General features: G+C 63.4%; 24 protein-coding genes. 11 read left to right on the forward strand and 13 right to left on the reverse strand.

All coding sequences use genetic code 11. The features are described 5' to 3' along the window. Positions 1–15: 15 nt before the first annotated feature. Genes NKI95_RS15620 through NKI95_RS15645 form a run of 6 tightly spaced genes read left to right on the forward strand, consistent with a single transcriptional unit; the run spans position 16 to position 4,386 of the window. On the forward strand, positions 16–744 hold the full coding sequence (locus tag NKI95_RS15620; protein WP_352717809.1) for a GntR family transcriptional regulator: 729 nt from the start codon (positions 16–18) through the stop codon (positions 742–744). Next, a complete protein-coding gene (locus tag NKI95_RS15625) occupies positions 741–1,229 on the forward strand; it encodes a DUF3830 family protein (protein ID WP_352717810.1) in 489 nt (162 codons plus the stop codon). The genes NKI95_RS15620 and NKI95_RS15625 overlap by 4 nt, the downstream gene beginning before the upstream one ends. Beyond that, entirely contained in the window at positions 1,230–1,589 is a 360-nt protein-coding gene (locus NKI95_RS15630; protein WP_352717811.1) for a TIGR04076 family protein, read from the forward strand. Continuing rightward, positions 1,586–2,641: an aldo/keto reductase gene (locus NKI95_RS15635; RefSeq protein ID WP_352717813.1), complete on the forward strand. Its 1,056-nt coding sequence runs from the start codon at positions 1,586–1,588 to the stop codon at positions 2,639–2,641. Before NKI95_RS15630 ends, NKI95_RS15635 begins: the two co-directional genes overlap by 4 nt. An 8-nt stretch (positions 2,642–2,649) precedes the next feature. Beyond that, positions 2,650–3,078 (forward strand): DUF4440 domain-containing protein, encoded by a 429-nt coding sequence (locus tag NKI95_RS15640; RefSeq protein WP_352717815.1) that lies wholly within the window; start codon positions 2,650–2,652, stop codon positions 3,076–3,078. Between the two features lie 48 nt (positions 3,079–3,126). Beyond that, positions 3,127–4,386: an ABC transporter substrate-binding protein gene (locus NKI95_RS15645; RefSeq protein ID WP_352717817.1), complete on the forward strand. Its 1,260-nt coding sequence runs from the start codon at positions 3,127–3,129 to the stop codon at positions 4,384–4,386. A gap of 75 nt (positions 4,387–4,461) precedes the next feature. On the opposite strand, the gene NKI95_RS15650 is transcribed toward NKI95_RS15645, so the two are convergent. The 3 genes from NKI95_RS15650 to NKI95_RS15660 form a co-directional block, all read right to left on the reverse strand. Beyond that, entirely contained in the window at positions 4,462–5,379 is a 918-nt protein-coding gene (locus tag NKI95_RS15650; RefSeq protein WP_352717819.1) for a sigma-70 family RNA polymerase sigma factor, read from the reverse strand. 9 nt (positions 5,380–5,388) lie between these two features. Further along, positions 5,389–5,928, reverse strand: a complete 540-nt coding sequence (locus NKI95_RS15655) for a dihydrofolate reductase family protein (RefSeq protein ID WP_352717821.1) — start codon at positions 5,926–5,928, stop codon at positions 5,389–5,391. A 141-nt stretch (positions 5,929–6,069) separates the two neighbouring features. Continuing rightward, a complete protein-coding gene (locus tag NKI95_RS15660) occupies positions 6,070–6,609 on the reverse strand; it encodes an Lrp/AsnC family transcriptional regulator (RefSeq protein ID WP_352452390.1) in 540 nt (179 codons plus the stop codon). 48 nt (positions 6,610–6,657) lie between these two features. Here NKI95_RS15660 and NKI95_RS15665 point away from each other — a divergent pair, with 48 nt between their 5' ends. After that, positions 6,658–7,839: an MFS transporter gene (locus NKI95_RS15665; RefSeq protein ID WP_352717823.1), complete on the forward strand. Its 1,182-nt coding sequence runs from the start codon at positions 6,658–6,660 to the stop codon at positions 7,837–7,839. A gap of 49 nt (positions 7,840–7,888) precedes the next feature. After that, positions 7,889–8,317 (forward strand): GNAT family N-acetyltransferase, encoded by a 429-nt coding sequence (locus tag NKI95_RS15670; protein WP_352717825.1) that lies wholly within the window; start codon positions 7,889–7,891, stop codon positions 8,315–8,317. Here the strand turns inward: NKI95_RS15670 and NKI95_RS15675 are convergent, their stop codons facing one another. The 9 genes from NKI95_RS15675 to murA all read right to left on the reverse strand — a co-directional run bounded on the left by NKI95_RS15675 (position 8,318) and on the right by murA (position 18,975). Continuing rightward, positions 8,318–9,448, reverse strand: a complete 1,131-nt coding sequence (locus NKI95_RS15675; RefSeq protein ID WP_352717827.1) for an anhydro-N-acetylmuramic acid kinase — start codon at positions 9,446–9,448, stop codon at positions 8,318–8,320. 5 nt (positions 9,449–9,453) lie between these two features. Continuing rightward, a complete protein-coding gene (locus NKI95_RS15680) occupies positions 9,454–10,455 on the reverse strand; it encodes a serine hydrolase domain-containing protein (protein ID WP_352717829.1) in 1,002 nt (333 codons plus the stop codon). A 70-nt stretch (positions 10,456–10,525) separates the two neighbouring features. Next, complete coding sequence (locus NKI95_RS15685) at positions 10,526–12,274, reverse strand: ABC transporter ATP-binding protein (RefSeq protein WP_352717831.1); 1,749 nt, start codon at positions 12,272–12,274, stop codon at positions 10,526–10,528. Next, a complete protein-coding gene (locus NKI95_RS15690) occupies positions 12,271–13,110 on the reverse strand; it encodes an ABC transporter permease (RefSeq protein WP_352717833.1) in 840 nt (279 codons plus the stop codon). The genes NKI95_RS15685 and NKI95_RS15690 overlap by 4 nt, the downstream gene beginning before the upstream one ends. Continuing rightward, positions 13,110–14,069 carry an ABC transporter permease gene (locus tag NKI95_RS15695; RefSeq protein WP_352717834.1) on the reverse strand — a complete coding sequence of 320 codons (960 nt, stop codon included), beginning with the start codon at positions 14,067–14,069 and terminating at the stop codon, positions 13,110–13,112. Before NKI95_RS15695 ends, NKI95_RS15690 begins: the two co-directional genes overlap by 1 nt. 34 nt (positions 14,070–14,103) lie before the next feature. Next, complete coding sequence (locus NKI95_RS15700) at positions 14,104–15,624, reverse strand: ABC transporter substrate-binding protein (RefSeq protein ID WP_352717836.1); 1,521 nt, start codon at positions 15,622–15,624, stop codon at positions 14,104–14,106. A 98-nt stretch (positions 15,625–15,722) separates the two neighbouring features. Further along, positions 15,723–16,646: an N-acetylmuramic acid 6-phosphate etherase gene (gene murQ / locus NKI95_RS15705; RefSeq protein ID WP_352718000.1), complete on the reverse strand. Its 924-nt coding sequence runs from the start codon at positions 16,644–16,646 to the stop codon at positions 15,723–15,725. Positions 16,647–16,831: 185 nt separating this feature from the next. Further along, complete coding sequence (locus tag NKI95_RS15710; protein WP_352717838.1) at positions 16,832–17,722, reverse strand: glucosamine kinase nucleotide-binding domain-containing protein; 891 nt, start codon at positions 17,720–17,722, stop codon at positions 16,832–16,834. Next, positions 17,719–18,975 carry a UDP-N-acetylglucosamine 1-carboxyvinyltransferase gene (gene murA / locus NKI95_RS15715; RefSeq protein ID WP_352717840.1) on the reverse strand — a complete coding sequence of 419 codons (1,257 nt, stop codon included), beginning with the start codon at positions 18,973–18,975 and terminating at the stop codon, positions 17,719–17,721. Before murA ends, NKI95_RS15710 begins: the two co-directional genes overlap by 4 nt. A gap of 185 nt (positions 18,976–19,160) precedes the next feature. Here murA and NKI95_RS15720 point away from each other — a divergent pair, with 185 nt between their 5' ends. From NKI95_RS15720 to NKI95_RS15730, 3 genes are all read left to right on the forward strand, one after another. Beyond that, the gene (locus NKI95_RS15720; protein ID WP_352717842.1) at positions 19,161–20,009 is read left to right on the forward strand and encodes a MurR/RpiR family transcriptional regulator; all 849 of its coding nucleotides are present in this window, start codon (positions 19,161–19,163) and stop codon (positions 20,007–20,009) included. Between the two features lie 243 nt (positions 20,010–20,252). Next, positions 20,253–21,362 (forward strand): carbohydrate kinase, encoded by a 1,110-nt coding sequence (locus tag NKI95_RS15725; RefSeq protein ID WP_352717844.1) that lies wholly within the window; start codon positions 20,253–20,255, stop codon positions 21,360–21,362. Between the two features lie 12 nt (positions 21,363–21,374). Beyond that, a complete protein-coding gene (locus tag NKI95_RS15730) occupies positions 21,375–22,304 on the forward strand; it encodes a pseudouridine-5'-phosphate glycosidase (RefSeq protein WP_352717845.1) in 930 nt (309 codons plus the stop codon). A 35-nt stretch (positions 22,305–22,339) separates the two neighbouring features. Here the strand turns inward: NKI95_RS15730 and NKI95_RS15735 are convergent, their stop codons facing one another. Continuing rightward, positions 22,340–23,740 carry an FAD-binding oxidoreductase gene (locus tag NKI95_RS15735; protein WP_502909166.1) on the reverse strand — a complete coding sequence of 467 codons (1,401 nt, stop codon included), beginning with the start codon at positions 23,738–23,740 and terminating at the stop codon, positions 22,340–22,342. Positions 23,741–23,742 lie beyond the last annotated feature (2 nt).

Here is a 23,742-nt window from a genome sequence, read left to right on the forward strand (position 1 = left end):
AGACCGGGACTGCCCATGCAGAAGGCCGCCATCGAACGGAACAACGAAACGCTCGCAGCCCAGCTTACGCCGGTCGGCCGCGAGACTGTGCAGGATCGCGTCTATTCGGAGCTGCGTCGCGCCTTGATCGGCGGCCTTTTTGAGCCGAGCCAGGTTCTGACCATCCGCGGCCTCGCCGATGCGCTGGTCACAAGCACCATGCCGGTGCGCGAGGCGCTCGGACGGCTGATCACGGAAAAGGCGCTGGAGGCGCTTCCCAACCGCTCCGTGCGCGTGCCGCCGATCACGCTGGAGCGTATCGACGATCTCTTGCGCGCCCGCTCTTTGATCGAGGGCGAAGCGATCGCGCTGGCCGCCACGCGCATGAACCCGCGCCAGATTGCTTCGGTCGAGGCCATGCTCGGCGAGTGGGACGAGATGCGGGCGCTGAAGCACAAGAAGGACATCGACCGCGAGGCGACGCTCAACCAGAGCTTCCACTTCGAGATTTACCGCTGCTGCGGTTCCGCCGTGCTGATCCCGATGATCGAGAGCCTGTGGCTGCAATCAGGACCCTGCATCCGCGTTGCCATCTATGCCTTTTCGGATGCCGGCGAAGTCGATACCGCCCACTACCATCGCAGCATCGTCGCAGCGCTTGCGAGGCAGGATGCGCAAGCGGCGCGCGAGGCGCTGGTGGCCGACATCAGCCGGCCCTTCGCCTTCCTGCGCGACAAGCTGCAATCGGCGAAAGGCCAGACATGACCATGCCCGCTATCAGGATCACCGAGCCACGCTCGGAGCTTTCGGTGACGGCGCTGCTGTTGCCTGAAAAGGCGCCCGACAACGCTGCCTTCCTGCTGGCCTATCTCGACAAGCCGCGCGTCGTTGCCGGCATCCATGCGATGTGGACGGGGCCGGAAATCTCCTGCCCGGTTCCATCAGCGGATATTGAGGGCCAAGCCTATGCCAGGCCGTTGCCGGCGGAGAATGCAACGCTGACGCCGCAGCCGGGCGACATCGTGCTATCCTACGTGCCGCCCCGCATGTGGGGCGGCAGTCCGAATGCGATTTTCGACATCGGCTTGTTTTATGGCCAGGGGGCGCGCCTGCTGTTCCCGATCGGCTGGCTTGCCGGCAGCGTGGTCGCGCAGGTGCGTCCCGAGGAGCGCGACCGGTTCGCCGCCACCTGCGGTGTGATCCGCCGCAACGGCGCTTGCGATATCACCTTCACGCGTGTGGAGATCTGAATGGCCGGACCAGACGACAGTTTTGAACTCTTCGACCTTCGCGTCGAGGCGGTCATTCCTGAGGGCAAGCCGATCTATTGCGGCGCCAAATCAGGTGATTATTTCGAGCTCAAGGGTGAGATGCTGTCGATGCCGGCGGGGCAGGGTTTTTCGATCTATTCCATCGCGGCTGTGTTGCCGCTTCTAGCAGCAAAGCAGCGCCCGACCCACAGGAACGACTGGATGACGTCGGACGCCGAGATCGCCTGTCCCGATCCCAATTGCGCCAGCCGGCTGCGAATCGTCAGGACCGGCAAGCGGCGGTTCAGTCATTCAGAGACCACGGCGGTGCCGCTGCCCAGGGAGAGTGACCAAAGATGACCGCCAAGGCATTCGAGCTCAGCCCCGGCTACACGATCTCGCGCGTCATTCGCGGCGGCTGGCAGCTTGCCGGCGGGCACGGCGCGATCGACCGCCAACAGGCAGTGACCGACCTGATCGCCACGTTCGACGCCGGCATCCAGACCTATGATTGCGCCGATATCTATACCGGCGTCGAGGAACTGATCGGTGCGGCGCGGCTGCGGCTTGCCAATGAGCGCGGCCTTGATGCAGCCGCCAAAATGAAGGTTCACACCAAGCTGGTGCCTGACCTCGAAAGGCTTTCCAGCATCAGCCGTGACTACATCAGAGGCATCGTCGACCAGTCGCTGCGGCGGCTGAAGACGGAGCGGCTCGATCTGGTCCAGTTCCACTGGTGGGATTATGCGCTGCCCGGTTACGTCGATGCGATGGGTTGGCTCAACGACCTCCGGCTCGAAGGCAAGGTGCGCAATGTCGGCACCACAAATTTCGACACGCCACATTTGGCCGACATCCTGGCCGCTGGCGTGCCGCTGGTCAGCCAGCAGCTGCAATATTCCGTGCTCGACCAGCGGCCGGCCAACAGCCTTGCAGCACTCGCGAAGCAAAACAGCGTCAGTTTCCTCTGCTATGGTTCGGTGGCGGGCGGCTTCCTCAGCGAAAGATGGCTTGATGTCGTTGAGCCGCAGACGCCGCTCGAAAACCGATCGCTGGTCAAATACAAGCTGATCATCGATGATTTCGGCGGCTGGGAGCTTTTTCAGGAGCTGCTTCGCGCACTGAAGGCCATCGCAGACCGCCACGGCGTCGACATCGCCACCATCGCCAGCGCCTGGGTGCTGGAGCAGCCGCAAGTGGCGGCCGTCATCGTCGGCGCCCGCAACCAGGCGCACGCCCTTGCCAATGCCAGAATCATGGACGTCGCGCTCGATGCCGAGGACCGGGCGCGGATCGCTGCCGTGATCGCGCAAAGCCGCGGGCCCCTGGGCGATGTCTACACGCTGGAGCGCGACCGCCACGGCCGCCACGGCTCGATCATGCACTACAATCTGAACGCGGGCCGGATATGAGCGCGGCAATGGACGAGAAGTCCTCTCTGTTTTCCCGCGCGAGCGCCGAGGTCGTCGATCTCCACCGCTTCTTCGTCGACTGGTTCGTTGCAGGGAGCGCGGACAGGGCGGATTTCAGCCGCTTCGAACGCGTCATGAACGAGGGTTTCTGCATGGTTGCGCCGGACGGCCAGATCCTCGATCGCGACGGAGTGCTCGACCACGTCAGGGCAAGCCGCGCTACCTGCGATGACGACTTCACTATTTCGATCGAGGATATCCGGGCCGGCTGGCAGGCCGACGACGCGATCGTCGTCTGCTACGTCGAAACACAGCAGCGCGCCGGCAAGCACAGCCGCCGTCGCTCGAGTGTTGTTTTCACCACCAGTTCATCGGCGCCCAACGGCGTTGAATGGCGACATCTGCATGAAACCTGGCTGCAGATGCCTGAAGGCTGAACAGGCTCAAGACATCAATGAGAGTCGTGTAACGAAAGGGGAACAACAATGAAAAAGACCATACTTCAGATCACCACCGCGCTGGCTCTGCTGACAGCGGCCGGCGCAGCGCAAGCCGCCGACTGCAAGATCACCGTCGGCCTCGTCATGGAACTGACCGGCCCGGCCGGCGAATACGGCCAGGCAGGCGCCAAGTCGGTCGAGATGGCCTTCCGCGACATCAACGATGCGGGCGGCGTCCGCGGCTGCGATCTCGCGACCGATACCCGCGACAGCCAGAGCCAGGGCAACATCGCCGTCGATGCCGCGACACAACTCGTGCAGGTCAAGAAGGTGCCAGTGATCATCGGCGGCATCATCTCCTCGGTGTCGATCCCGATCCTGACCTCGGTCACCGCTCCGGCCAAGATCGTCCAGGTCTCGCCAGCCTCTTCGTCGCCGACGCTGACCGCGCTCGGACGCGACGGCAAGACCAACGGCATTTTCTTCCGCACCATCACCTCGGACGCGCTGCAGGGCGTCGCCGCCGCCAAATACGCCATCGACAAGGGTTTCAAGAAGCTGTCGGTCATCCACGTCAACAACGACTTCGGCGTCAACATGGTGGCAGAATTCTCGCGCGCCTATAAGGCGCTCGGCGGCACCATCGTCTCCGACACGCCCTACAATGAAAAGCAGTCGAGCTATGCCTCGGAGGTGACCGCGGCGATGGCCGGCGAACCGGATGGGCTTTATCTCGTCAGCACGCCTGTCGACGGCGCGACCATCGCCCGTACCTGGATTTCGCAGGGCGGTGTCCAGAAATTCCTGCTCAATGACGGCATGAACAGCCCGGACTTCATCGAATCCGTTGGCGCTGACTATTTGAAGGACGCCTATGGCACGTCCTCGGGCACCAGCCCGACCGCATCGACCGAATATTTCACCAAGAACTACAAGGCGTTTTCGGGCATCGAACCTTCGAACCCGGCGGCCGACCGATCCTATGATGCCGGCGCCATTGTCGGCTTGGCCATCGCCATTGCCGGCTCCGAGGATCCGGCCAAGATCAAGGATGCGATGTACAAGGCAGTCGACCCGGCCGGCACGCCGATCTATGCCGGCAAGGACGAGTTCGCCAAGGCGCTCGGCCTGATCAAGGAGGGCAAGCCGATCCGCTACGAAGGCGTCATCGGTCCGGTCGCCTTCGATAAGTATGGCGACATCACCGGCCCGTTCCGGCTCTGGAAGATCGTCGACGGCAAGGTGACGACCGACGGCGAAATGACGACGGATGACGTCAACGCCTTGCAGGCGAAGCTTCAGTAGACTGCCTATGTCTTGTCCGGCATCGATCCCATTTCATTGAGGTTGATGCCGGACACTTGCAGGTCCTGCTGCCGGTTAGGCCGGCCTGGAAACGACTACCGCACCAGCCGCCGGCATGATCCAGGGGCAGGCATAGTAATCAGTGATGCGATTTATGATCCCGCCGGCGGCTTCGATCCGAACGGGATGGGCCGGCTTCCAACCGTCTTTGCCATGGTGGAGCACGAGCAGCACCGCCTCGCCATCAATCTCGCCAATCGCTATTTTCCAGGCCGTCGAGGCTTTTTCGTATTCGACGAAGTAAGGTGATTCCGACAGCCTGCCCTTGAAGCAATCCGCGACCCGCAATTGTGCGTCGGCGCTGGTCAACGCCCGTACCCCGTCCCAGTCGCGGCGGTTGAACAGTTCGACGTAGCGCCTGAGCAATTCCAGAAGTTCCGGATCGCTTTTGGGCTCCGAACGGACGATTGGCTCGCCCGACAAGGCGGCCAATTTCGAGCGGCCACGGTTCAACGCAGCCTTGACGCCACCCACGGTCGAGCCGACGAGATCGGCGATCTCGTCCAACGAATAGTCGAATACATCCTTGAGCAGGACGCAGGCGCGCTCCTTGGGCGGCAGGTGGATCACCAGCCGCTCGATCGCGCGATCCGCGCCCTGGCCCGCCGGCTCGACCGGCAGGATGATCTCGTCCTCGACGAAATTGGCCTCAGCCTGCTGGCGGACCTGCCGGCTTCGCAGGAAATCGATGCAGCGATTATGCGCGATGCGAAACAGCCAGGGGCGAAGGGCGCTCGCATCGTCCAGCTTCTCGATCTTCCGATAGGCCTCGAATTGCGCTTCCTGCATGACGTCTTCGGCGTCAAGCGCCGAACCGGTCATGCGTGCGCAGTAGCGGTGCAGCCGTCCACGCAAATGCGCGACCGTCTCCAGGAAGCCGGCGTAGCGGACGTCGAAAAGCCGGGTCGGGTCAAGTCTTGGCTGCATCTTCATGGTACACGATCATAGCGGGACATAGGTCAGCGTAATCACGCCGTTCTTGAAACGGTGCGTATCTATAAGCTCCAGCTTGACCAGGGACGGGTCGACATCCTGGAAAGCGCGTTTGCCTTGGCCGACGCGGGTCGGCACGATCGAGAGTTGATACTCGTCGACAAGCCTGTTGGCGAGCAGCGTCTGGTCGAGATTGCTCACTCCATACTTCAATATGTTGCCGCCGGTTTGCTGCTTGATCCTGGCGATTTCGGCAGCGACGTCGCCTTCGATCAGCGACGCGTTCCAGCTCACTGCCTTGAGGCTGCGCGACGCGACGAGCTTCTTCAGCCCGTTCATGCGGTCCATGTACTTGCTGCCTTTGACCTGCGGCCAGCGCGCCGAAAACATTTCATAGGTGACGCGGCCGAGCAGGAAAAAATCCGCCTCGCCGGCCTTTTCATAGGAGTGCTCCTTCATCTCCTCGTCGAAGAAGGGTGACGCCCATTCCATTGGTGCCTCGATGACGCCGTCCAGCGAAATGAAGCTGCCCACGATCAATTTTCTCATCGCGTGTCTCCGGTTGCGCAACAGACATCCCGTCGCACCCAAGGAACCGGCGAAAACGAAACCGACCCGATGGATGACCACAGGATGCAGTGTCTAAGACGTTCCCGGTTCGACTTTGGATACGCGTTAGGATCGTTTGAGTTAATAGAGTGGCTTGGCCATGTGCCGGGGCGTCGGCCACTCCGTCGTAATCCCCGGCTGCACCGGCCGCTCGAGATAGGTCGAGAGCACGACGTAGCTTCGCGTCGAGGTGACGCCGGGTGTTTCGTAGAGGCGCGACAGCAGGCCTTCGAGTGCCCGCGTGTCCTCGGTGCGGACCTTGATCAGCATGCATGTGTCGCCGGCCACCGAATGGATCTCCTCGACTTCGGGGTGTTCGGAGATTGCCATCAGCTCGGGCGTCTTTCCCCACCCCTTGGTGTCGATATGGACGAAGGCAAGCAGCGGCTTGTGCACCGCCTTGGGATCGATGATGACCGCGGTGTTGCGGATGGCGCCGCTGCGCCGCAGGCGCTTGACGCGTTCATGGGCTGCCGGCGGTGAAAGGCCGACGCGGTCGCCGAGCTCGGCATAGCTGATCGTGGCGTCGTCGACCAGAACGCCTAATATTTTTCGGTCGGTTGCATCGATATCGCGGGCGGCAGGCCTGTTCTGCGGAATGCCATCTGTTTCTTCATCCATATTAAAATTCCCGATTGATACAGAATTTAATACGGCCATTATTGCCATATGTCGAACAGTGATCAAGTCGCCACATTCGCAGCGGCCCCCAAGCCGCCAATTCCGGCACTCGCTTACCTGCTGACTGGGTGCATCGCCGTGATCGGCTCGAACTCGCTGGTGCTCGGTCCGATCGCACCGGCTGTGGCCGCATCCTTCGGCACAAGCGTGCCGGCAGTCATGATAGCGTCCGCTGCCTTCGGGCTCGGTACGTCGGCAAGCGCCTTGTTCCTGGCGCGCTACATCGACCGGCTCGGCGCCCGCCGCATGCTGCAAGGGGCGTTGCTGCTGCTGGCAATTGCGCTCGTCGCCAGCGCCGCTGCGCCGACCGTGACGGCGCTGGTCGCGGCCCAGCTTCTCGCCGGCATCGCAGCAGGTGTCGCCATGCCGGCGATCTACGCCAGCTCTGCCGCGATTGCGCCGCCCGGTCGTGAAAGCGGCACCATAGGCGTCGTGCTGACCGGCTGGACGCTAAGCATGGTCGCCGGCGTTTCGCTGTCGGCCGTACTTGCCGATCTGGTGCATTGGCGCGCCGTTTTCGCGGCGGTCGCGGTGCTGGCAGCACTCGCATTGGCGAGCCTGTCTCTGACGTCGCTCAGCGATGTCAGGAAGAGCGGTTCGGCGCCGACGCCACTGGGCGCTTTGGCCGTTCCCGGCATAGTGCCGCTTCTGGTTGCCTGCGCCGCCTTCATGACCGCGTTCTACGGTGTCTATGGCTATCTCGGCGATCACCTTCACAACGGCTTGGGACGGCCGGTCAGTGCCAATGGGCTTGCCGCGCTCGCCTATGGCGCCGGCTTTGGTGCGGCGGCACTTCTCGACGGCGTCATCGACCGCCTGGGCGCGCGGCGTGTCATGCCGTTTGCCTACCTGCTCGTCGCGGTCGTCTATGTCGCGATTGCTGCGGCAAGTGGCAGCTTCGGCCTGACCATAGCGATGATAGCCGTCTGGGGCCTTGCCAATCATTTCGGGCTGAACGTCCTGGTGATGCGCCTGTCGGCGCTCGACCCTGCGCGCCGCGGCACGATCATGGGTTTGAACAGCGCGGTGACCTATCTTGCGGTGTTCGTCGGCACCACGGCGTTCGGACCGCTTTATTCCACATTCGGTTTTGCGGCATCGGCGGTGGTTGCAGCCTTGCTCATGCTGATCGCTGCTGCGGCAGCGGCGTGGCGTTCACCGAAGCTGTAGCGCAGCAAGGCTTGCGTCTCGGTCCGGTCCTTCGATAGATGCTCGTTGGATGGACAATACAACGCTTGAGACAACCGGCGATCCCTTGCCGCACGAGCTGGCTTTTCTTGGAGAGCGGCTTACGGCGTTCAACGACGGTGATGTCGGTGCCTCCGGCAGGAAGACACTCGCCGTGTTCGTGCGCGATGAGCGCGGCGCTATTGTCGCCGGCATCTCGGGATACACCGCCTGGGGCTGGCTCTATGTGCAATGGCTCTGGGTCGATGAAAAACTGCGCGGCCAGCATATGGCCGGCAGGATGCTCGAGGCGGCCGAGAGGGAGGCGATCGCCCGCGGCTGTCACGGCGCCTGGATCGACACGTTCAATCCCAAGGCTGCCAAGGCCTATGAGCGCCAGGGCTATCTGCCCTTCGGCGTGCTTGCCGATTTCCCCATTGGCCGCAGCCGTATCTTCCTGCAGAAGAAATTGTCGGCTTAGTTAGCCGGCAAGGCGTCCGCCGCGCATCGGCCGGGCCACGCCGGTCGTACTGGGGAAGCTGATCGGCAAGCCCCTGAGCACGCGCACTGCCAGGAACGCAAAACACTCCGCCTCCACCGCATCGCCCTTCCAGCCGAGCGCCTCGGCCGGAACCGCTTCGACGCCAGCGCGGCTGGCAAGCATGGCCATGATCGTTGGATTGTGGCGACCGCCGCCGCTGACCACCAGCCGCTTCGGCCGGCGCGGCAGAAGATCGAGCGCCTTGCCGACGGCGGCCGCGGTGAAGGCCGTCAGCAGGGCAGCGCCATCCTCGGCATTCATCCCGTCCGCCATCGAGGCGCCGAAATCGAAACGGTCCAGCGATTTCGGGTAGGGTTTGGTCAAATACGGATGCTGCAGGAGCTTGGCCAGCCGTGCCTCGTCGACCGTCCCGACGCGCGCCAGCGCGCCGTCGCGGTCCATTTCGCCGAGCCCCTTCGATTTGATGAAATCGTTCAGCGGTGCGTTGGCGGGCCCGGTGTCGAAGGCAACAACATTGTCCTTGCCGTCCCACCAGGTGATGTTGGCGACGCCGCCGAGATTGAGCACCGCCGTGTCGCCGCTGGCGTCGGCTTCGCGCAGTAGCGCGGCGTGATAGGCGGCCGACAGCGGCGCGCCCTGGCCGCCGGCGCGCATGTCGGCCGAACGGAAGTCATAGGCGACCCTGGTGCCAAGGATGGCATGCATCAGCTCGCCATCGCCGAGCTGGCGAGTCTGGCCGAGCCGGCCGGCATGCGGGGCACGGTGCAGCACGGTCTGGCCGTGGAAGCCGACGACGCCGATGTCGGCCATGATCAGGCCGTGGCTTTCGACAAGATCCTTGACCGCATGAGACTGCGCACGCGTCAGCGCCTCTTCGGCCTCGCGGAAGATTGCCGGTTCCGGCCCGGTGAAATTCCAGCTCCTTGCCTGGCCAAGCGTCTCTTCCAGCAAGGTCCGGATCGACTGCGGGTAGGGGGCCAGCGTGTAGGTGCCGAAATCCGCGATCCGTTCGCCGTCAGTCTTGATCAGCGCGACGTCGATATTGCCGTCCAGCACGGTGCCGGTCATCAGGCCGACGGCCCACATTGGTTCGCCATTTTTCGGATTCATGACTCTCAGGCTCCATTGACGAGATCGCCGACCGCTTGGCGAAGCGCTGCGATCCCGCTGTTGAAATGACGTGTCGGATGGATCCGGTTGGTGAGCAAGGTCCACGCTCTGCCTTTGTCGAAGTCGACCCAAAGCCCGGTGCCGGTGAAGCCGGTATGCCCGATGGTTTCGGGGCTGCACAGCCCGCCGCCGGACCAGCCTTCGTAGGGTCGCTCCCAGCCATGGGTGCGGGTTGCCGACAAGGGCGTGCGCATCAGCGCTATCGAACTCGCGGATGCGCCGGTCCCGTCCAGCAGCCCTCGCGCAAAGTCGAGGACCGAAGCTGCCGTTCCGAACAGCCCGGCGTGACCGGCCCCTTGCAATGCCGAGCAATTGTCGTCGTGGACTTCGCCGCAGAGCACACGACGGCGCCATGTGCAATCTTCGGTCGCCGCCGCTTGATCCGGTTCGGCGGAGAACGCGAAGCCCGGACCGGGATCCATTTCGCGAATGGTCTTGCCGGACAGGCGCTCCAGCACGAAGCCGAGCAGGATGAAGTTGATATCGGAATAGACCGGCTCCCCGACCTGCCACTCGCGCTGCAGGACAAAGGCGCGCAACAGCTCGGGATCGCGGCCGTAGGTGTAGATCGGCGCGACGGCGGGAAACGGTGTCTGATGGCCGAGACACCGGCGAAACGTTACGTTCCGTTCCCAGGCTTTTTCGTCATATTGGCGAAAGTCGGGCAGGACCGAAATCAGCGGCGCGTCGAGGTCGATGACGCCTTCTTCCGCCAGTGCCAGGATACGCGGCGTGGTGAAGATGACTTTGGTCAGCGATGCCAGGTCGAACCATGTCCCGACATGCATCGGCCTTATCTTCGGCACGACTTGGGCTGAGCCGATTGCCCGGACGATGCGTTCGCCGTCCCGGTCGACTATGCCGAGCACGCCGCCCGGAATGCGCGACGCAGCCACGGCCGCTTCGAGCGGGGCGAATGCGCGGTCGAAGAGATCATGGTCGATCAATTGCGGCCTCCGTCTGAAAGGCAGCGAGGGGGCTGTCCGTCTGACTCTGCATGCTTTCGGGTGATAATCATCACACGTCCAACCGTGCTCTATGATCCGGCCCGAATTGCTGCCAATTGGCCGGGCCCGGCTCAAATCCCAGCGGCCGTACAAGCGAGGGGACCTGGCGCGTGTCCAGCTCGAAACGTTCATGCCGCCGGTCTATGGAGGGAACGGCCGCGATAAGCTGTTTGGTATAGGAGTGCTTCGGCTCCGAGAGCACCGATCTGGCATCGCCGATCTCGACGATCTGGCCGGCATAGATGACCGCGATGCGATGGGCGATCCGCTCGACGACAGCCATGTCATGCGAGATGAACAGATAGGCCAGCCCGAATTCACGCTGCAGCTCGATCAAGAGCTCCAGCACCCTGGTCTGCACCGACACATCGAGCGCCGAAACCGCTTCGTCGAGGACGACAACCGAAGGATTGAGCATCAGCGCGCGAGCGATGCACAGGCGTTGCCGCTGGCCGCCGGAGAATTCGTGCGGATAGCGCTGCAGGCTGTTTTCCGGAAGGCCGACGCGTTTCAACAGCGCGGCCATTTTCGCCCGCGTTTCAGCAGTTATCCGTCCGCCGGTGGCGATCACCGGCTCTGCGAGGATGCTTTCGATGGTGAGTCTGGGATTGAGCGAGCCATAGGGATTCTGGAACACCATCTGCACGGGAAGGGCGCTCTGCCCGGCGGCGGCCTTGCGCGCGCTGGCCGAGATTGTGCCGCGCGTCGAGCGCACCAGCCCCAGAATCGCGCGGGCGGTGGTGGACTTTCCGGAACCGCTCTCGCCGACGACCGCCAATGTCTCGCCCGGCATCAGCTCGAAATCCACACCGTCCACTGCGTGCACGGCACCGGTGACACGGCTGAAAAACCCAGCCTTGACCGGAAATCGCACTACGAGGCCATCGACCTTCAGCGCCGGCTCGGCAGCTTTTTGCTTTTCGCGTTGCGCGTCCCTGCGTGTCGCACTGCCGCCGGCGAAATGCGGCACCGCATGCAGCAGATGCCGCGTATAGGGATGCTGCGGATCGTCCAATATCTGGTTCAGCGCGCCCTGCTCGACAGCTTCTCCGCTTTGCATCACCATGATCTTGTCGGCGATGCCCGCAACCAGACCGATGTCGTGGGTGATGAAGATCATCGACATCCCGGTTTCCTGCTTCAACTCGGCGAGCAGCGCCATGATCTGCGCCTGCACCGTAACATCCAGCGCCGTCGTTGGCTCGTCGGCAATGAGCAGGCGCGGGTTGCACGCGAGCGCCATGGCGATCATCACCCGCTGCAGCATGCCGCCCGAAAGCTGGTTGGGCGTGTATTTCAGCCGCCGTGCAGCGTCGGGAATACGCACGCGGTCGAGCGCGTCCTTGGCCGCCGCCGTCGCTTGCCGACCGGTCAGGCCGCGATGCAGGCGAAACGATTCCTCGATCTGCCTGCCGATGGTCAGCACCGGATTGAGCGAGCTCATCGGCTCCTGGAAGATCATGCCGATTTCGCCGCCGCGGATCTTCGTCAGTTGCGGCTCGGCCGCGGCGGTCAGGTCGAAAATGCTGTTGTCGGCCCGTCTCAGCTTGATCGAGCCCGCGGTGATGCGGCCGCCGCCATAATCGACGAGGCGATTGATCGACAGCGCGGTGACCGACTTGCCCGAACCGCTTTCGCCGACGATAGCCAGCGTTTCGCCATCGGCGAGCTCGAAGCTGACGCCGCGCACGACCTCATTGGCTTTCGGGTTGCGGCCGAAGCCGACGCGCAATCCGCTGACGGACAGCAGCGGGATCATGCGATCGATCTCCGCATCTTCGGGTCGAGGACATCGCGCAACGCATCGCCGAGCAGGTTGAAACCGAGGATGCTGATCATGATCGCTACCCCCGGGAAGATCATCAGCCAGGGAGCTGTCTCCATCAGATTGCGGCTGTCGCTCAGCATCAGGCCGAGCGACGCAGCGGGCGGCTGCGTGCCGAGCCCGAGGAAGCTTAAGCCGGCTTCGGTCAGCAGTGCCCAGGCCAGCGCCAGCGTCACCTGAACCGTCAGTGGCGCCACCAGATTGAGCAGCAGATGCCGTGTTACGATATAGCCCGCACTGCTGCCGAACGTGCGGGCCGCGTCGACGAACTCGCGCGCCTTGAGCGACAGAGCCGGACCTCGCACGACGCGCGTGAAGATCGGCGTGTAGACGATGGCGATGGCAATGACGCTGGTCGAGATTCCCGGTCCCGCAACCGCGACGATCAGCAGCGCCAGCAGGATCGCCGGGAACGCCAGCAGAACGTCCATGATGCGCATCACCAGGCCGTCCCAGCGGCGCCCGAACCAGGCTGCCGCCAGCCCGAGCACGGTGCCGGCCAGTGTCGCGAAGGCGACCGAAAAGAAGGCCACGATGAAGGACTGGCCGATCCCGGTCATCAGCCGACTTGCTACATCGCGGCCGAACAGGTCCGTGCCCATCCAGTAGGTGCCGTCAGGCGCATGCAGCCGCTCGACCCGGTGCTGCGTCAGCGGATTGTCCGGCGTCAGTCCCAGCATGCCAAGCATGGCAAGCAGCAGATAAAGCGCAACGATGGCACCGCCGATGCGGCCGCTGGTGTGCGCAAGTATAGCCCGCAATGTCGCCATCAGTGCTCGCTTAGCCGAATACGCGGGTCGAGCGCGACATAGGCGAGGTCGACGAGGAGATTGACGATCATGAAGTTGAAGGCGATGAACAGCACGCTTCCCTGCACCAGCGCGTAGTCGCGCTGCAGGATGGCATCCAGCACCATGCGGCCGAGACCGGGCAGTGCATAGATCTGCTCGACGATGACTGCTCCGCCCAGGAGATAGCCGAACTCTATGCCGCTCAGCGTCACGACCGGGATGAGCGCGTTGGGCAAAGCATGCCGCCAGATGACGTCGCGCGCCGAAACGCCCTTGCTGCGCGCCGTCCTGACATAATCGTCGCTGAGCACATCGAGCATCGCCGAACGCGATATACGGGTCACCGAAGCCGCGAAGGCAAAGCCGAGCGTCACGGCGGGCAGCAACAGCTGGCCGAGATTGCGCAGCGGATCCTGCCACAGCGGCGAAAACTCACCCATCGCCGGCAAAACGCCAAACCCCGCCGACAGCGTGTAGATGATCAGCAGGGCAAGGACAAAGTTCGGCGTCGACTGCCCGATCATTGCGACAACGCGCACGCCGAGGTCGGACAGCTTTTCATTATGAGTGGCGGCAAAGATCCCGGCCGGCATGCCGACAACCAGGGCGATGACCATCGACAGCAGGGCGAGCTCCAACGTTAGCGGGAAACGCTCGAGGATGACGTCGAGCACCGGCCTGCCATAGGTGGACGAAATGCCGAGGTTACCTTGGAAAAGACCAAGCAGCCAGCGCCAGTACTGGATGAACCAGGGCTGGTCGATGCCGAAATAAGCTGCAAGCGCATCGCGCTGCTGCGGCGTCAGCAGGCCGGCTTCGGTCCCCAGCATTGCCGTGATCGAATCGCCCGGAACCATCCGGATCGCCAGGAACACCACGATGGACACGCCAAGCAGGACGAGAGGGAAGGTCGCCAGTCGCCGCATCAGATAGTTCACGCGAAGAATGTCCTCTCGTCCGGCATCGAAGCAGCTACTGGATCGTCACCTTGGCGAGGCTGAACAGCGAACCTGTCGGCACCGGTTCGAATCCTGCGATATTCTTCTGCTGTGCCGTGTAGCTGTAGGACGTGTAGAGCCAGATCCAGGGCGACATCTCAGTGATGTGCTTCTCGAAGTCGGCGAAGATCGCTTTGCGTGCTGCCGGGTCGGTCTCGGTGCGGCCCTTCTGCATAAGGCTGTCCAGCGTATCGTCGATATAGTTCGCCACCTTCTGCAGATTGCCGGTCTTGGTCCAGTAGCGGTTGTACATAGTGTAGGGATCGGCCCTGCCGCCGTTCAGCGCGACGGCCATGTCGAAATCGCCCTTCAGCCAGGCGTCGACGTAGACGTTGAGCTCCATCATCCTGATATCGAGCTTCACGCCGATTTCTGCGAGTTGCGACTGGATGACCTGGGCTTCCGCCGCTGCCGTCGGCGGCTCGCCGGTGGCGCCGATCACGGTCGCCGAAAAGCCGTTGGCATAGCCGGCTTCGGCCATCAACCGCTTGGCCTTCCCAATGTCGCGCTTATAGCAGAACAACTGGTTCGGATCGGTCGCCAGCGCCGGGATGGTCAGCGGGCCGGTGATCTTGCCTTCGCCGAGCGAGGCGGTGTCCAGCACTTCCTGCCGGTCGATGGCGCAGGAAATCGCCTGACGCACCTTGAGTTCGGTCATCGGCTTGCGGGAAGGATTGAGCTGCAGCACGTGATAGGCAAGCACCGGCACGCGGTTCAACTGCAGGCTGGCTTCCTTGGGCACCAGCGTGGCGACAAGCGGATCGTTGAGCAGGGCAAAATCGATCTGCTTGGTGCGCATCGCGGCCAGGATCGCCGTCTCGTCCGGCAGCACGCTGATCTCGATGCCGTCGACACCAGTCGCGCCGCCCGCCCAATCCTTGTTGGCGACAAGCACTTCCTTGGAATTCGGATCCCATTTCTCGAGCTTGAACGGACCCGAGCCGACCGTCGTCGTGCCGATCGAGCCGGCCGTGATTTCGCTTGCCGGGACGATCGCCGCATTGACGTCGCTCATCGCCGTCAGGATCGGCACGTCCGGCTGCGAGAGGTGGAACACGACGGTGGCTGGATCGGGCGTGTCGATGCTGGCGATCGAGAGAAAGTTGGCGCGGGCGGCAGCACCCGTCTTCTCGTCGAGTATGCGCTCGAACGATGCCTTGACGTCGGCCGAGGTCACGGCGGCGCCGTTCTGGAATTTTGCTTTCGGATTGAGCTTGAAGCTCAGCTCCTTGCCGTCCGGCGAGAACTGCCAAGAATCGGCAATCGCGGGCGTGATTTGCAGGTTTGCGTCGAGCCGCACCAGTGGCTCATAGATCAGCTCCAGCAGCCGCAGTGAGGAGAATGCCGTCTGCTTGTGCGGATCAAGACCCGTGGCGTCCTGCGACCACGCCATATGCAGCGTCGCCGCGCTCGCCCGCACCGGTAGCGCGGCGATTCCAATCATTGCCGCGAGCGTCATGCCGGAAAGCAGTTTCTTGCCAATGTGCCGTACCATTGTCGTCTCCCATTATCGTTAACCTGATGCCTTGCAGTTCGCCGGACCGCTTCAAAGGGACACACGCCCCGGAACATCGGCCCAGTATCCATGCGGTCTTACACCGTCTTTTCGCCTATCGCCTTGCGCAGGAAACCTCCCGCGTTGGCAAGCGCCTTACGTGCTTCTTCGACGCCCACGCCGGTGATCGTCACCAGGATTGCCAGTTTTACATCATTGCCGGTCTGATCGAGTGCCTGTCGTGCCTGCTGCGCCGCGCAGCCGGTCGTCTGCATCACGATCCTGATCGCCCTGGCGACAAGCTTCTTGTTGCTCGGATTGAGGTCAACCATCAGGTTCTGATAGCTCTTGCCGATGCGGATCATGCTGGCGGTAGACAGCATGTTGAGCACCAGCTTTTGCGCGGTTCCCGATTTCAGCCGGGTCGAGCCGGTGAGAACCTCCGGGCCAACCACCGGAGAGATGGCAATATCGGCAATGCCGGCAATGGTCGATCGAGGATTGCAGGACAGCGCCACGGTGGTGGCTCCCACCTCCTTGGCATAGGTCAAGCCGCCGATGACATAGGGTGTGCGTCCGCTGACAGCGATGCCAACCACCACGTCGCCGGCGGTCAGCTTGATGTCCTGCAGCGCCTTTATTCCCTGTTTCGGATCGTCCTCGGCGCCTTCCGCAGAGTGCATCAGCGCGTCGACGCCGCCGGCGATCAGGCCCACCACCATGTCCTCGGGTACGCCGAAGGTCGGCGGACATTCCGAGGCGTCGAGGACGCCGAGCCGGCCGCTGGTGCCGGCGCCCATATAGACAAGACGTGCCCCCTTCTGGAACGCACTCACGATCCGGTCCACGGCCGCAGCAATATCGGGGATGACCTTCTCGACGGCTGCCGCAACGCCTTTGTCCTCGTCATTGATCTTGCGCAGCACCTCGAGGGTCGGCAACAGATCGATGTCCATCGTCTTCGGGTTCCGGTCCTCGGAAACCAGCCGCTCCAGCTCCGACATCAACCCTTGTTCGACCACTTCGCTTACTTTCAAGTGCGACTGCGAGCAGGACTGTGATGCCCGCGGCAAGCGGCGTCCAGTGCCTGCACCTGGCCGTCGGCTCCGTACCGGCCGTGCCGGTTCTGTTTCGTTAACTTTTTAGAATTCGATATTCCCTCTGTCAACGGAAAGCAGGAATATTATATTCCTTGCCGCGCAAGGCATCACTGGCGGCAGAGCGATTTTCTGGCCAGGATTATGGCTCCCGAAACCGCATCGCCGTCGGCCGGCTTCAGCCGTCGGCGGACGTCGGGAGCGAGCCATGGCTCAAGCGGGCTGGACAAACCTCCGAGCAGCGTAACCCGCGGCGCGCCTTTTTCGAACAGCACCCGCACGAACGTGTCGATCTGCTCGGCAGCGCCCTGCACGATCCGCCGACCGGCCGGATCGCCCTGGTCGGCATGGCGGATCACCATGGGCGCCATGGCGGCATAGTCCGTCGCGCTGGCGCGGTCCATCCAGGCCACCGCCTCGAACGGATCGTCCTTGAAGCGCTGCATCACCTCGGCCAGCAGCGCCGTCCGCTCATGCCGGCCGTCATGGGCTCGCAAGGCAAGCTGCACTGCCTTCAGTCCGAGATCAGCGCCGCTGCCCTCGTCGGAAATCGGAAAACCGTAGCCGCCGACGCGCAGGTCGCGCCCTTCGACAAAGCCGAGCCCGATCGAACCGGTCCCGGCTATGACGATGGCGCCGTCTTGACCCGAATGCGCGCCAAGGCAAGCCGCGACGCCGTCGCTGACGAAGTCGATGCTCGCAAAGGGATGTCCAATGCCGCGAAACGCCTCAAGCGCACCCTTACGGCCGATGCCGGCAAGACCGACGCCGGCGCGGATCCCGGCGATTTCCGCCGCCGCGAACCCTGCTTCTTCGATAGCCGCGCCAAAGGCCTTGGCAACGGAGGCCCAGGCCGCCTCTATACCGAGCCGCGTTGTCGCCGGGCCCGACAGCCCTTGCCCGAGCACGATTCCTGCTTCGTCTTCGATACGCGCCCGGCAGCCGGTTCCGCCGCCATCGACGCCCAGGAAATAATGCGGAGACGCCGCGCCGGAACTCATCCACTTATCCGCTCGATCTGGGCGCCACACAGCTGGAGCTTGCGGTCCAGTTGCTCATAGCCACGGTCGAGGTGGTACACACGGTTGATCGTCGTCTCGCCCTCGGACACCAGCGCTGCCAGCACGAGCGAGACGGAGGCGCGCAGGTCGGTCGCCATCACTTGCGCGCCCTTCAGCTTCTCGCCTCCGCGCACGAGCGCCATGGTGCCTTGCAGCTTGATGTTGGCGCCGAGCCGCATCAGTTCGGGCACATGCATAAAGCGGTTCTCGAAGATAGTCTCGCGCAACAGCGAAGCGCCCTCGGCACAGCACATCAACGCCATGAACTGCGCCTGGAGATCGGTCGGAAAGCCCGGATAGGGCTCCGTCGTCACATCGACGGCTTTGAGTGGCCCGTCTCTCGATACGATCAGCCCGCGGTCGCCTGGCCATATTTTCACGCCGGCTGCTTCGAGCAGCTGGACGACGGATGCCATGTGCTCGAGCCGGGCATGGGTCAGCTCAAGCTGACCGCCGGTGATAGCCGCTGCGACGGCATAGGTGCCGGCCTCTATCCGGTCCGGGATGATGTCGTGCGTGGCGGCGCGCCAGTCGGTGCTGCCCTCGATCAGGATGCGGTGCGTGCCGGCGCCCTCGATCCGCGCGCCCATGGCGTTCAGGCAGGCGGCAAGATCGGCCACCTCCGGCTCGCGGGCCGCGTTGAATATCTCGGTCTCGCCGTTTGCAGTCGTCGCCGCCATCATCGCAGTTTCGGTCGCGCCGACCGACGGTGAACTCAAGACGATGCGCGCGCCTTTCAGTCCGCTCGGCGCAGACGCGACGATCAGTCCGTTTTCGATCGCGATATCGGCGCCAAGTGCGGCAAGTGCGGCGACATGCATGTCGACCGGCCGTGCGCCGATCGCGCAGCCGCCAGGCAGCGAGACCCGGGCATGGCCGAAGCGGGCAAGCAGTGGGCCGAGAACCAGCACCGTCGCGCGCATGCGCCTGACTGTATCGTACGTGGTTTCCTTGGACACGGCAGCGCTCGTGGCGATCGTGGCAGCATGCGCCGATCGGGTGATCTCGGCGCCGTGGAGCCTGACGACGCCAAGCATGTTCTCGACATCGGTCACGTCAGGCAGGTTGGTCAGCTGCAGCGAATAGGGGCTGAGCAACGCCGCCGCTATTTGCGGCAAGGCCGCGTTCTTGGCGCCGGAGATCGTCACCGCGCCCTCAAGCCTGTGCCCGCCGACGATCCGCAATTTGTCCATGGCTCTGACCTAATCCCGAGCTGTCGCCGAGTCTACGATCTTTCATGGCCGAATCGTCGACATGCCGAAGGCTGGGCCGAAACCGCACCGGTCGAGATTTGATGGTTCATTCTTGGCTGTCAATCAGAGACGGAATAATTTATTCCTTGGCTTTGCATTGTCGATGACAGGCAACGGGGGAACGCATGTCCGTCCTGAAGAAGATCGAGGCCAAGCTCGAAGTCATGGCGCCCGGCGACCGCGAGATCGGGCGGTATATCGTCGATAATCCCGACCAGATGCTCCGCCTATCGACGGCGGGGCTTGCCGCCGAGATCGGCCGCAGCCAGTCGAGCGTCGTCAAGTTCAGCCAGAAGCTCGGCTATGCCAGCTATCAGGAGCTTAAGCTCGCCGTCAGCGAGGCCAAGTCGCAGGAATGGCACGTGCCGGCCGGCATGATCCACGGTTCGATCGAGGTCGGCGACAGCTATCTGGTCATCCTGCGCAAGCTGATCGGCAGCAAGCTTTTGTCGATGCAACAGACCGTCGCGGCCAACACCGAGCAGGAAATCGGCAAGGCCCTGGAAGCGTTGAACGGTGCGCGCCGCATTCATTTGGCCGGCGTCGGCGCATCCTCGCTAGTGGCGCGCGATTTTTCCTACAAGCTGATGAAGCTCGGCCGCAACGTGCTGCACGACAGCGACAGCCATGTGCAAATGGCCAATGTCTCGACGCTTGGACGAGGTGACGTGCTGTTCGCGCTCTCCTATTCCGGGGCGAGCATCGAAACCCTGCGGATAGCTGAACTTGCCCGCAAACGTCGCACCACCGTTATCGCCGTCACCGGACTTCGCGACAATCCGCTGAGCCGGGTTGCCGACATTCGCCTCCACACGATCGCCGATGAAGAGCGCGCGCGCTCCTCATCGATAACCGCGCGTGATGCACAACTGACGCTAACCGACCTGCTGTTCATCCTGCTCGTGCAGAAGCAGCCTGACGCCAACGAATACGTCCACAACAGCGAACTGGCCGTCTCGGTGCTGAAGGCTTAGCGGCCTTCGCAGTTTCGCGTAAAGGCACTCAGTCCTCCCCTGGTCCTGCACGCCGCCAAGAGCAAGTTTCGCCCTCTTTGGTGAAGTACCTTTCTTCAATGCGTCGCAACCGCTCTCCTCGTCAGGCGGCCACGGAGTCCGCTGGCGGGCGCCGGTGGCCAATGCGGCGGAACAAACAAATGTTGACAACAGCATCTGTTGTCTGAATATTGAAAGCCTTGAATTTGACGGGCGGATAAAACAATGGACGACCTTGGAGCACAGGAACAAGCGGTTCTCGACCTCATTGCGGCGAACCCATTCGCCGGTCAGCAGGACATAGCAACGGTGCTCGGGATCGCCCGCTCGACGGTCGCGGCCCACATCGTGCAACTCGTCAACAAGGGCTACATTCTCGGCCGTGGTTACGTCTTGCCGACGTCCAAGCGCATGGTCTGCGTCGGCGGCGCGGTGCTCGACCGCAAATACCACGCCAAGAAGGATCTGATTTTCGAGACGTCGAACCCGGTCGACGGCTATCGCAGCTTCGGCGGGGTTGCCCGCAACGTCGCCGAAAACCTTGCACGCCTCGGCGTCGACATAAGCTTCGTCTCGATCGTCGGCGACGATGAAACCGGCCGCTCGCTGGTGCGGCACCTGCGCGATCTTGGCGCCGATGTCAGTCAGGTCATCACCACCACGGAACGGCCGACGGCCGAATATGCGGCCATCCTCAACCGCAACAATGATCTCGTGCTCGGCATTGCCGACATGGAGATCTTCGATCTGTTTTCGTCGTCCTATCTCGACCGCTTCTGGCCGCATCTGGCTTCAGCGACATGGGTGTTCATCGACTGCAATCTGCCGGCTGCGACCCTCGCAGCACTGATCTCGCGCAAGCAGGGCGCGCGCTTCAAGCTCGCCGTCGACACGGTCTCGTCGCCGAAATCAGCGCGGCTGCCGAAGGACCTGACCGGCATCGACCTTCTGTTCACCAACCATGACGAGGCCAGTACGATGCTCGGCATGACGGATGCCGACAAGCGGCTGACGCCGGAGGAGGCAGCGGCAGCGCTGCGCGCGGCCGGCGCTGGCGAGGTGATCGTGACCGTAGGCGCGCATGGATTTGCCGTTGCGACCGAGAGCGGTGTGACGACCATGCACTCCGTCCCGGCCCAGCCCGTCGACATCACCGGCGCCGGTGACGCGATGATCGCCGGCACTCTGTACAAGGTGCTTTCGGGTGAGCCGCTCGCTCATGCCGTGCGCACCGGCGCGCTGCTTGCCACGCTGACTACCGAGAGCGAATCCAGCGTCCATCCTGATCTGTCGCCGCGCTTCCTTGCCGCCGGCATGTACCGCATTCCTGCCTGAAAGCGAGATGATATGAAACCTTCCCTTGTCCACTTGAACGACGAAGTCGCTGCCGCGCTTGATGAAGGCCGCGCGGTGGTGGCACTGGAATCGACTATCATCACCCATGGCATGCCCTATCCGGCCAATCTGGAAACTGCCCGTGGTGTCGAGACGGTGGTGCGTGAAAACGGCGCCGTGCCCGCCACGATCGCGGTAGTCGCCGGCAAGATTAAGGTTGGCCTCGATGACCGTGAACTGGAAGAGCTGGCAGCGGCAAAGGGCGTGGTCAAGGCTTCCGGGCGCGATCTCGCCGCCATAATGGTGCGTGGTGGCTCGGCCGGAACCACCGTCTCGGCGACGATGCGGATCGCCGCTTTAGCCGGCATCGGCATTTTTGCGACCGGCGGTGTCGGCGGCGTGCATCGCGGCGCCGAAGCCACTTTCGATATCTCCGCAGACCTGACCGAACTCGGCCAGACCGGCACGACCGTCGTCTGCGCCGGAGTTAAGTCGATCCTCGATATTGCGAAGACGCTGGAATACCTGGAGACCCAGCGCGTACCGGTTATCGCATACCGGAGCGACGATTTTCCGGCCTTCTACACCCGCTCCAGCGGGCTCAAGGCCGATCATCGCCTCGACACGCCCGACGAGATCGCGCGAGCGATGCTGCTGCATGATGAGATGGAATCCGGCACCGGCATTCTCGTCGCCAACCCAATCCCCGAAGCGGACGCGCTCGATCCGGCGTTCATCGACGGCACAATCGCAGCGGCCGTGGCTGAGGCAGAGAAGCGCGGCATCGGGCGCAAGGAACTAACGCCGTTTCTGCTCGCCCGCATCAACGAGCTTTCGCAAGGCCGCAGCCTGAGGGCCAACATCGCGCTGGTCCGCAACAACGCCGCGCTCGCCGCCCGCATCGCGGTGGCGCATGCGGAATTGAAGAGCGCGACCAGATAGAGGCAGCACCCCGCCAGCGCTACCGGCCTTCGATTTCAGCCCGGCGCGAGGTCGAAGATGCGCCCGGCATTGAGGATGTTGTTCGGGTCGAAGGCTGCTTTCAAGCGGCGCATAGCCGCGATCTCTGCATCGCTGCGCACCAGATGCAGCCATTCCTTCTTGTCGAGGCCGATGCCATGTTCGGCCGAAACGCCACCGCCAGCGCCGGCGACACCGCGGTAGACGACGCTGTATGCGGCCGCCGGATCCACGGTGCGGACCTGATAATGCAGATTGCCGTCGCCGAGATGGCCGAAGACGTAGATGTCGGCGCCCCAGTCGATGGCCTTGATGGCGGCTTCTGTTTCGCGCAGGAAAGTCCCCATTTTCGCCAGCGGGATGCTGACATCGACGCCAATCAGGCCCGCGATCGAAAACAGGAAACGGTTGGCCTCTTCTCGCACCGCCCAGAGCGCCCGGAATTCGCGCGGCGATTGCGAGACGACCACATCGTCGATCACGCCATCTTCAACCGCCTGCATCAGCACCGCGGCAAAACGTTCGCCGTCGCGATCGGGCTCGCTGCCCTGTATCTCGGCAAGCACATAGACGGGCGAGCCGGCGGGCAGCGGCGCCGGCGCCTCCATTCCGGCGATCATGGCGCCATAGAGCGGTGCGAAATTCACCTCATAGGCCGACAGCAAGGGCCCGAGCTTCCGCCTGAGCAGCGCCAGCAACGTGATCGCTGCGTCCAGCGAAGCAAGCGCGCAGAAGGCGTTGATCTCGGTGGCTGGCTTCGGATGCAGCCGCAGGCATGCGCGCGTGACCACGCCGAGCGTGCCCTCGCTGCCGATGAACAATTGGCTGAGGTCGTAGCCGGAGTTGTCCTTCGCCAAACCCTTGAGCGAGGTCAGGATACTGCCGTCGGCAAGCACCGCTTCCAGGCCAAACACCTGGGCCCGGTACATACCGTAGCGCAGCACGCGCATGCCGCCGGCATTGGTGGCGACATTGCCGCCGACCGTGGCCGTGCCGCGCGCTCCGATGTCGACGCCGAACAGCAAGCCGGCCTCATCGGCGGCGTCCTGCACCGTTTGCAGCGGCGCGCCGGCCTCGGCGATGATGGTCGCCGCCTCGCGGTCGAGAGCTTCAACGGAAGTCATGCGCTCCAGCGACAGCACAGCTTCGCCGGGTTGGATGCGAGCGCCGCCGGCGAGCCCGGTCCGGCCACCCTGGATCACAAGCCTCTGCCCCGCCTCATTGCAGAGGCGCAGTATGTCCGACACCTCGCCGGCAGTGCGCGGTCGCAGCACGACCTCCGGCCGCGCACCGGTCTTGCCGTCGGGGTCTTCCCTGTAACGCGGCCCGGCCTCATCGGCCGAGACGATCGCCGACCGGTCCAGCCGACCCTCAAGTCGCGAGAGAAGCTCGGCGGTTCGCGAGGAGAGGGCGCTCACGG

This window comes from Mesorhizobium sp. M0306 (assembly GCF_040321655.1).
Taxonomy (GTDB): Bacteria; Pseudomonadota; Alphaproteobacteria; order Rhizobiales; family Rhizobiaceae; genus Mesorhizobium.

Coding starts and splice junctions, on each gene's coding strand:
- NKI95_RS15730 (WP_352717845.1), top strand. CDS start 21,375: ATGAAACCTTCCCTTGTCCACTTGAACGACGAAGTCGCTGCCGCGCTT.
- NKI95_RS15640 (WP_352717815.1), top strand. CDS start 2,650: ATGGACGAGAAGTCCTCTCTGTTTTCCCGCGCGAGCGCCGAGGTCGTC.
- NKI95_RS15710 (WP_352717838.1), bottom strand. CDS start 17,722: ATGAGTTCCGGCGCGGCGTCTCCGCATTATTTCCTGGGCGTCGATGGC.
- NKI95_RS15650 (WP_352717819.1), bottom strand. CDS start 5,379: ATGAAGATGCAGCCAAGACTTGACCCGACCCGGCTTTTCGACGTCCGC.
- NKI95_RS15685 (WP_352717831.1), bottom strand. CDS start 12,274: ATGATCCCGCTGCTGTCCGTCAGCGGATTGCGCGTCGGCTTCGGCCGC.
- NKI95_RS15670 (WP_352717825.1), top strand. CDS start 7,889: ATGGACAATACAACGCTTGAGACAACCGGCGATCCCTTGCCGCACGAG.
- NKI95_RS15630 (WP_352717811.1), top strand. CDS start 1,230: ATGGCCGGACCAGACGACAGTTTTGAACTCTTCGACCTTCGCGTCGAG.
- murA (WP_352717840.1), bottom strand. CDS start 18,975: ATGGACAAATTGCGGATCGTCGGCGGGCACAGGCTTGAGGGCGCGGTG.
- NKI95_RS15660 (WP_352452390.1), bottom strand. CDS start 6,609: ATGGATGAAGAAACAGATGGCATTCCGCAGAACAGGCCTGCCGCCCGC.
- NKI95_RS15635 (WP_352717813.1), top strand. CDS start 1,586: ATGACCGCCAAGGCATTCGAGCTCAGCCCCGGCTACACGATCTCGCGC.
- NKI95_RS15625 (WP_352717810.1), top strand. CDS start 741: ATGACCATGCCCGCTATCAGGATCACCGAGCCACGCTCGGAGCTTTCG.
- NKI95_RS15675 (WP_352717827.1), bottom strand. CDS start 9,448: ATGAATCCGAAAAATGGCGAACCAATGTGGGCCGTCGGCCTGATGACC.
- NKI95_RS15665 (WP_352717823.1), top strand. CDS start 6,658: ATGTCGAACAGTGATCAAGTCGCCACATTCGCAGCGGCCCCCAAGCCG.
- NKI95_RS15720 (WP_352717842.1), top strand. CDS start 19,161: ATGTCCGTCCTGAAGAAGATCGAGGCCAAGCTCGAAGTCATGGCGCCC.
- NKI95_RS15645 (WP_352717817.1), top strand. CDS start 3,127: ATGAAAAAGACCATACTTCAGATCACCACCGCGCTGGCTCTGCTGACA.
- NKI95_RS15700 (WP_352717836.1), bottom strand. CDS start 15,624: ATGGTACGGCACATTGGCAAGAAACTGCTTTCCGGCATGACGCTCGCG.
- NKI95_RS15690 (WP_352717833.1), bottom strand. CDS start 13,110: ATGGCGACATTGCGGGCTATACTTGCGCACACCAGCGGCCGCATCGGC.
- NKI95_RS15655 (WP_352717821.1), bottom strand. CDS start 5,928: ATGAGAAAATTGATCGTGGGCAGCTTCATTTCGCTGGACGGCGTCATC.
- NKI95_RS15725 (WP_352717844.1), top strand. CDS start 20,253: ATGGACGACCTTGGAGCACAGGAACAAGCGGTTCTCGACCTCATTGCG.
- NKI95_RS15620 (WP_352717809.1), top strand. CDS start 16: ATGCAGAAGGCCGCCATCGAACGGAACAACGAAACGCTCGCAGCCCAG.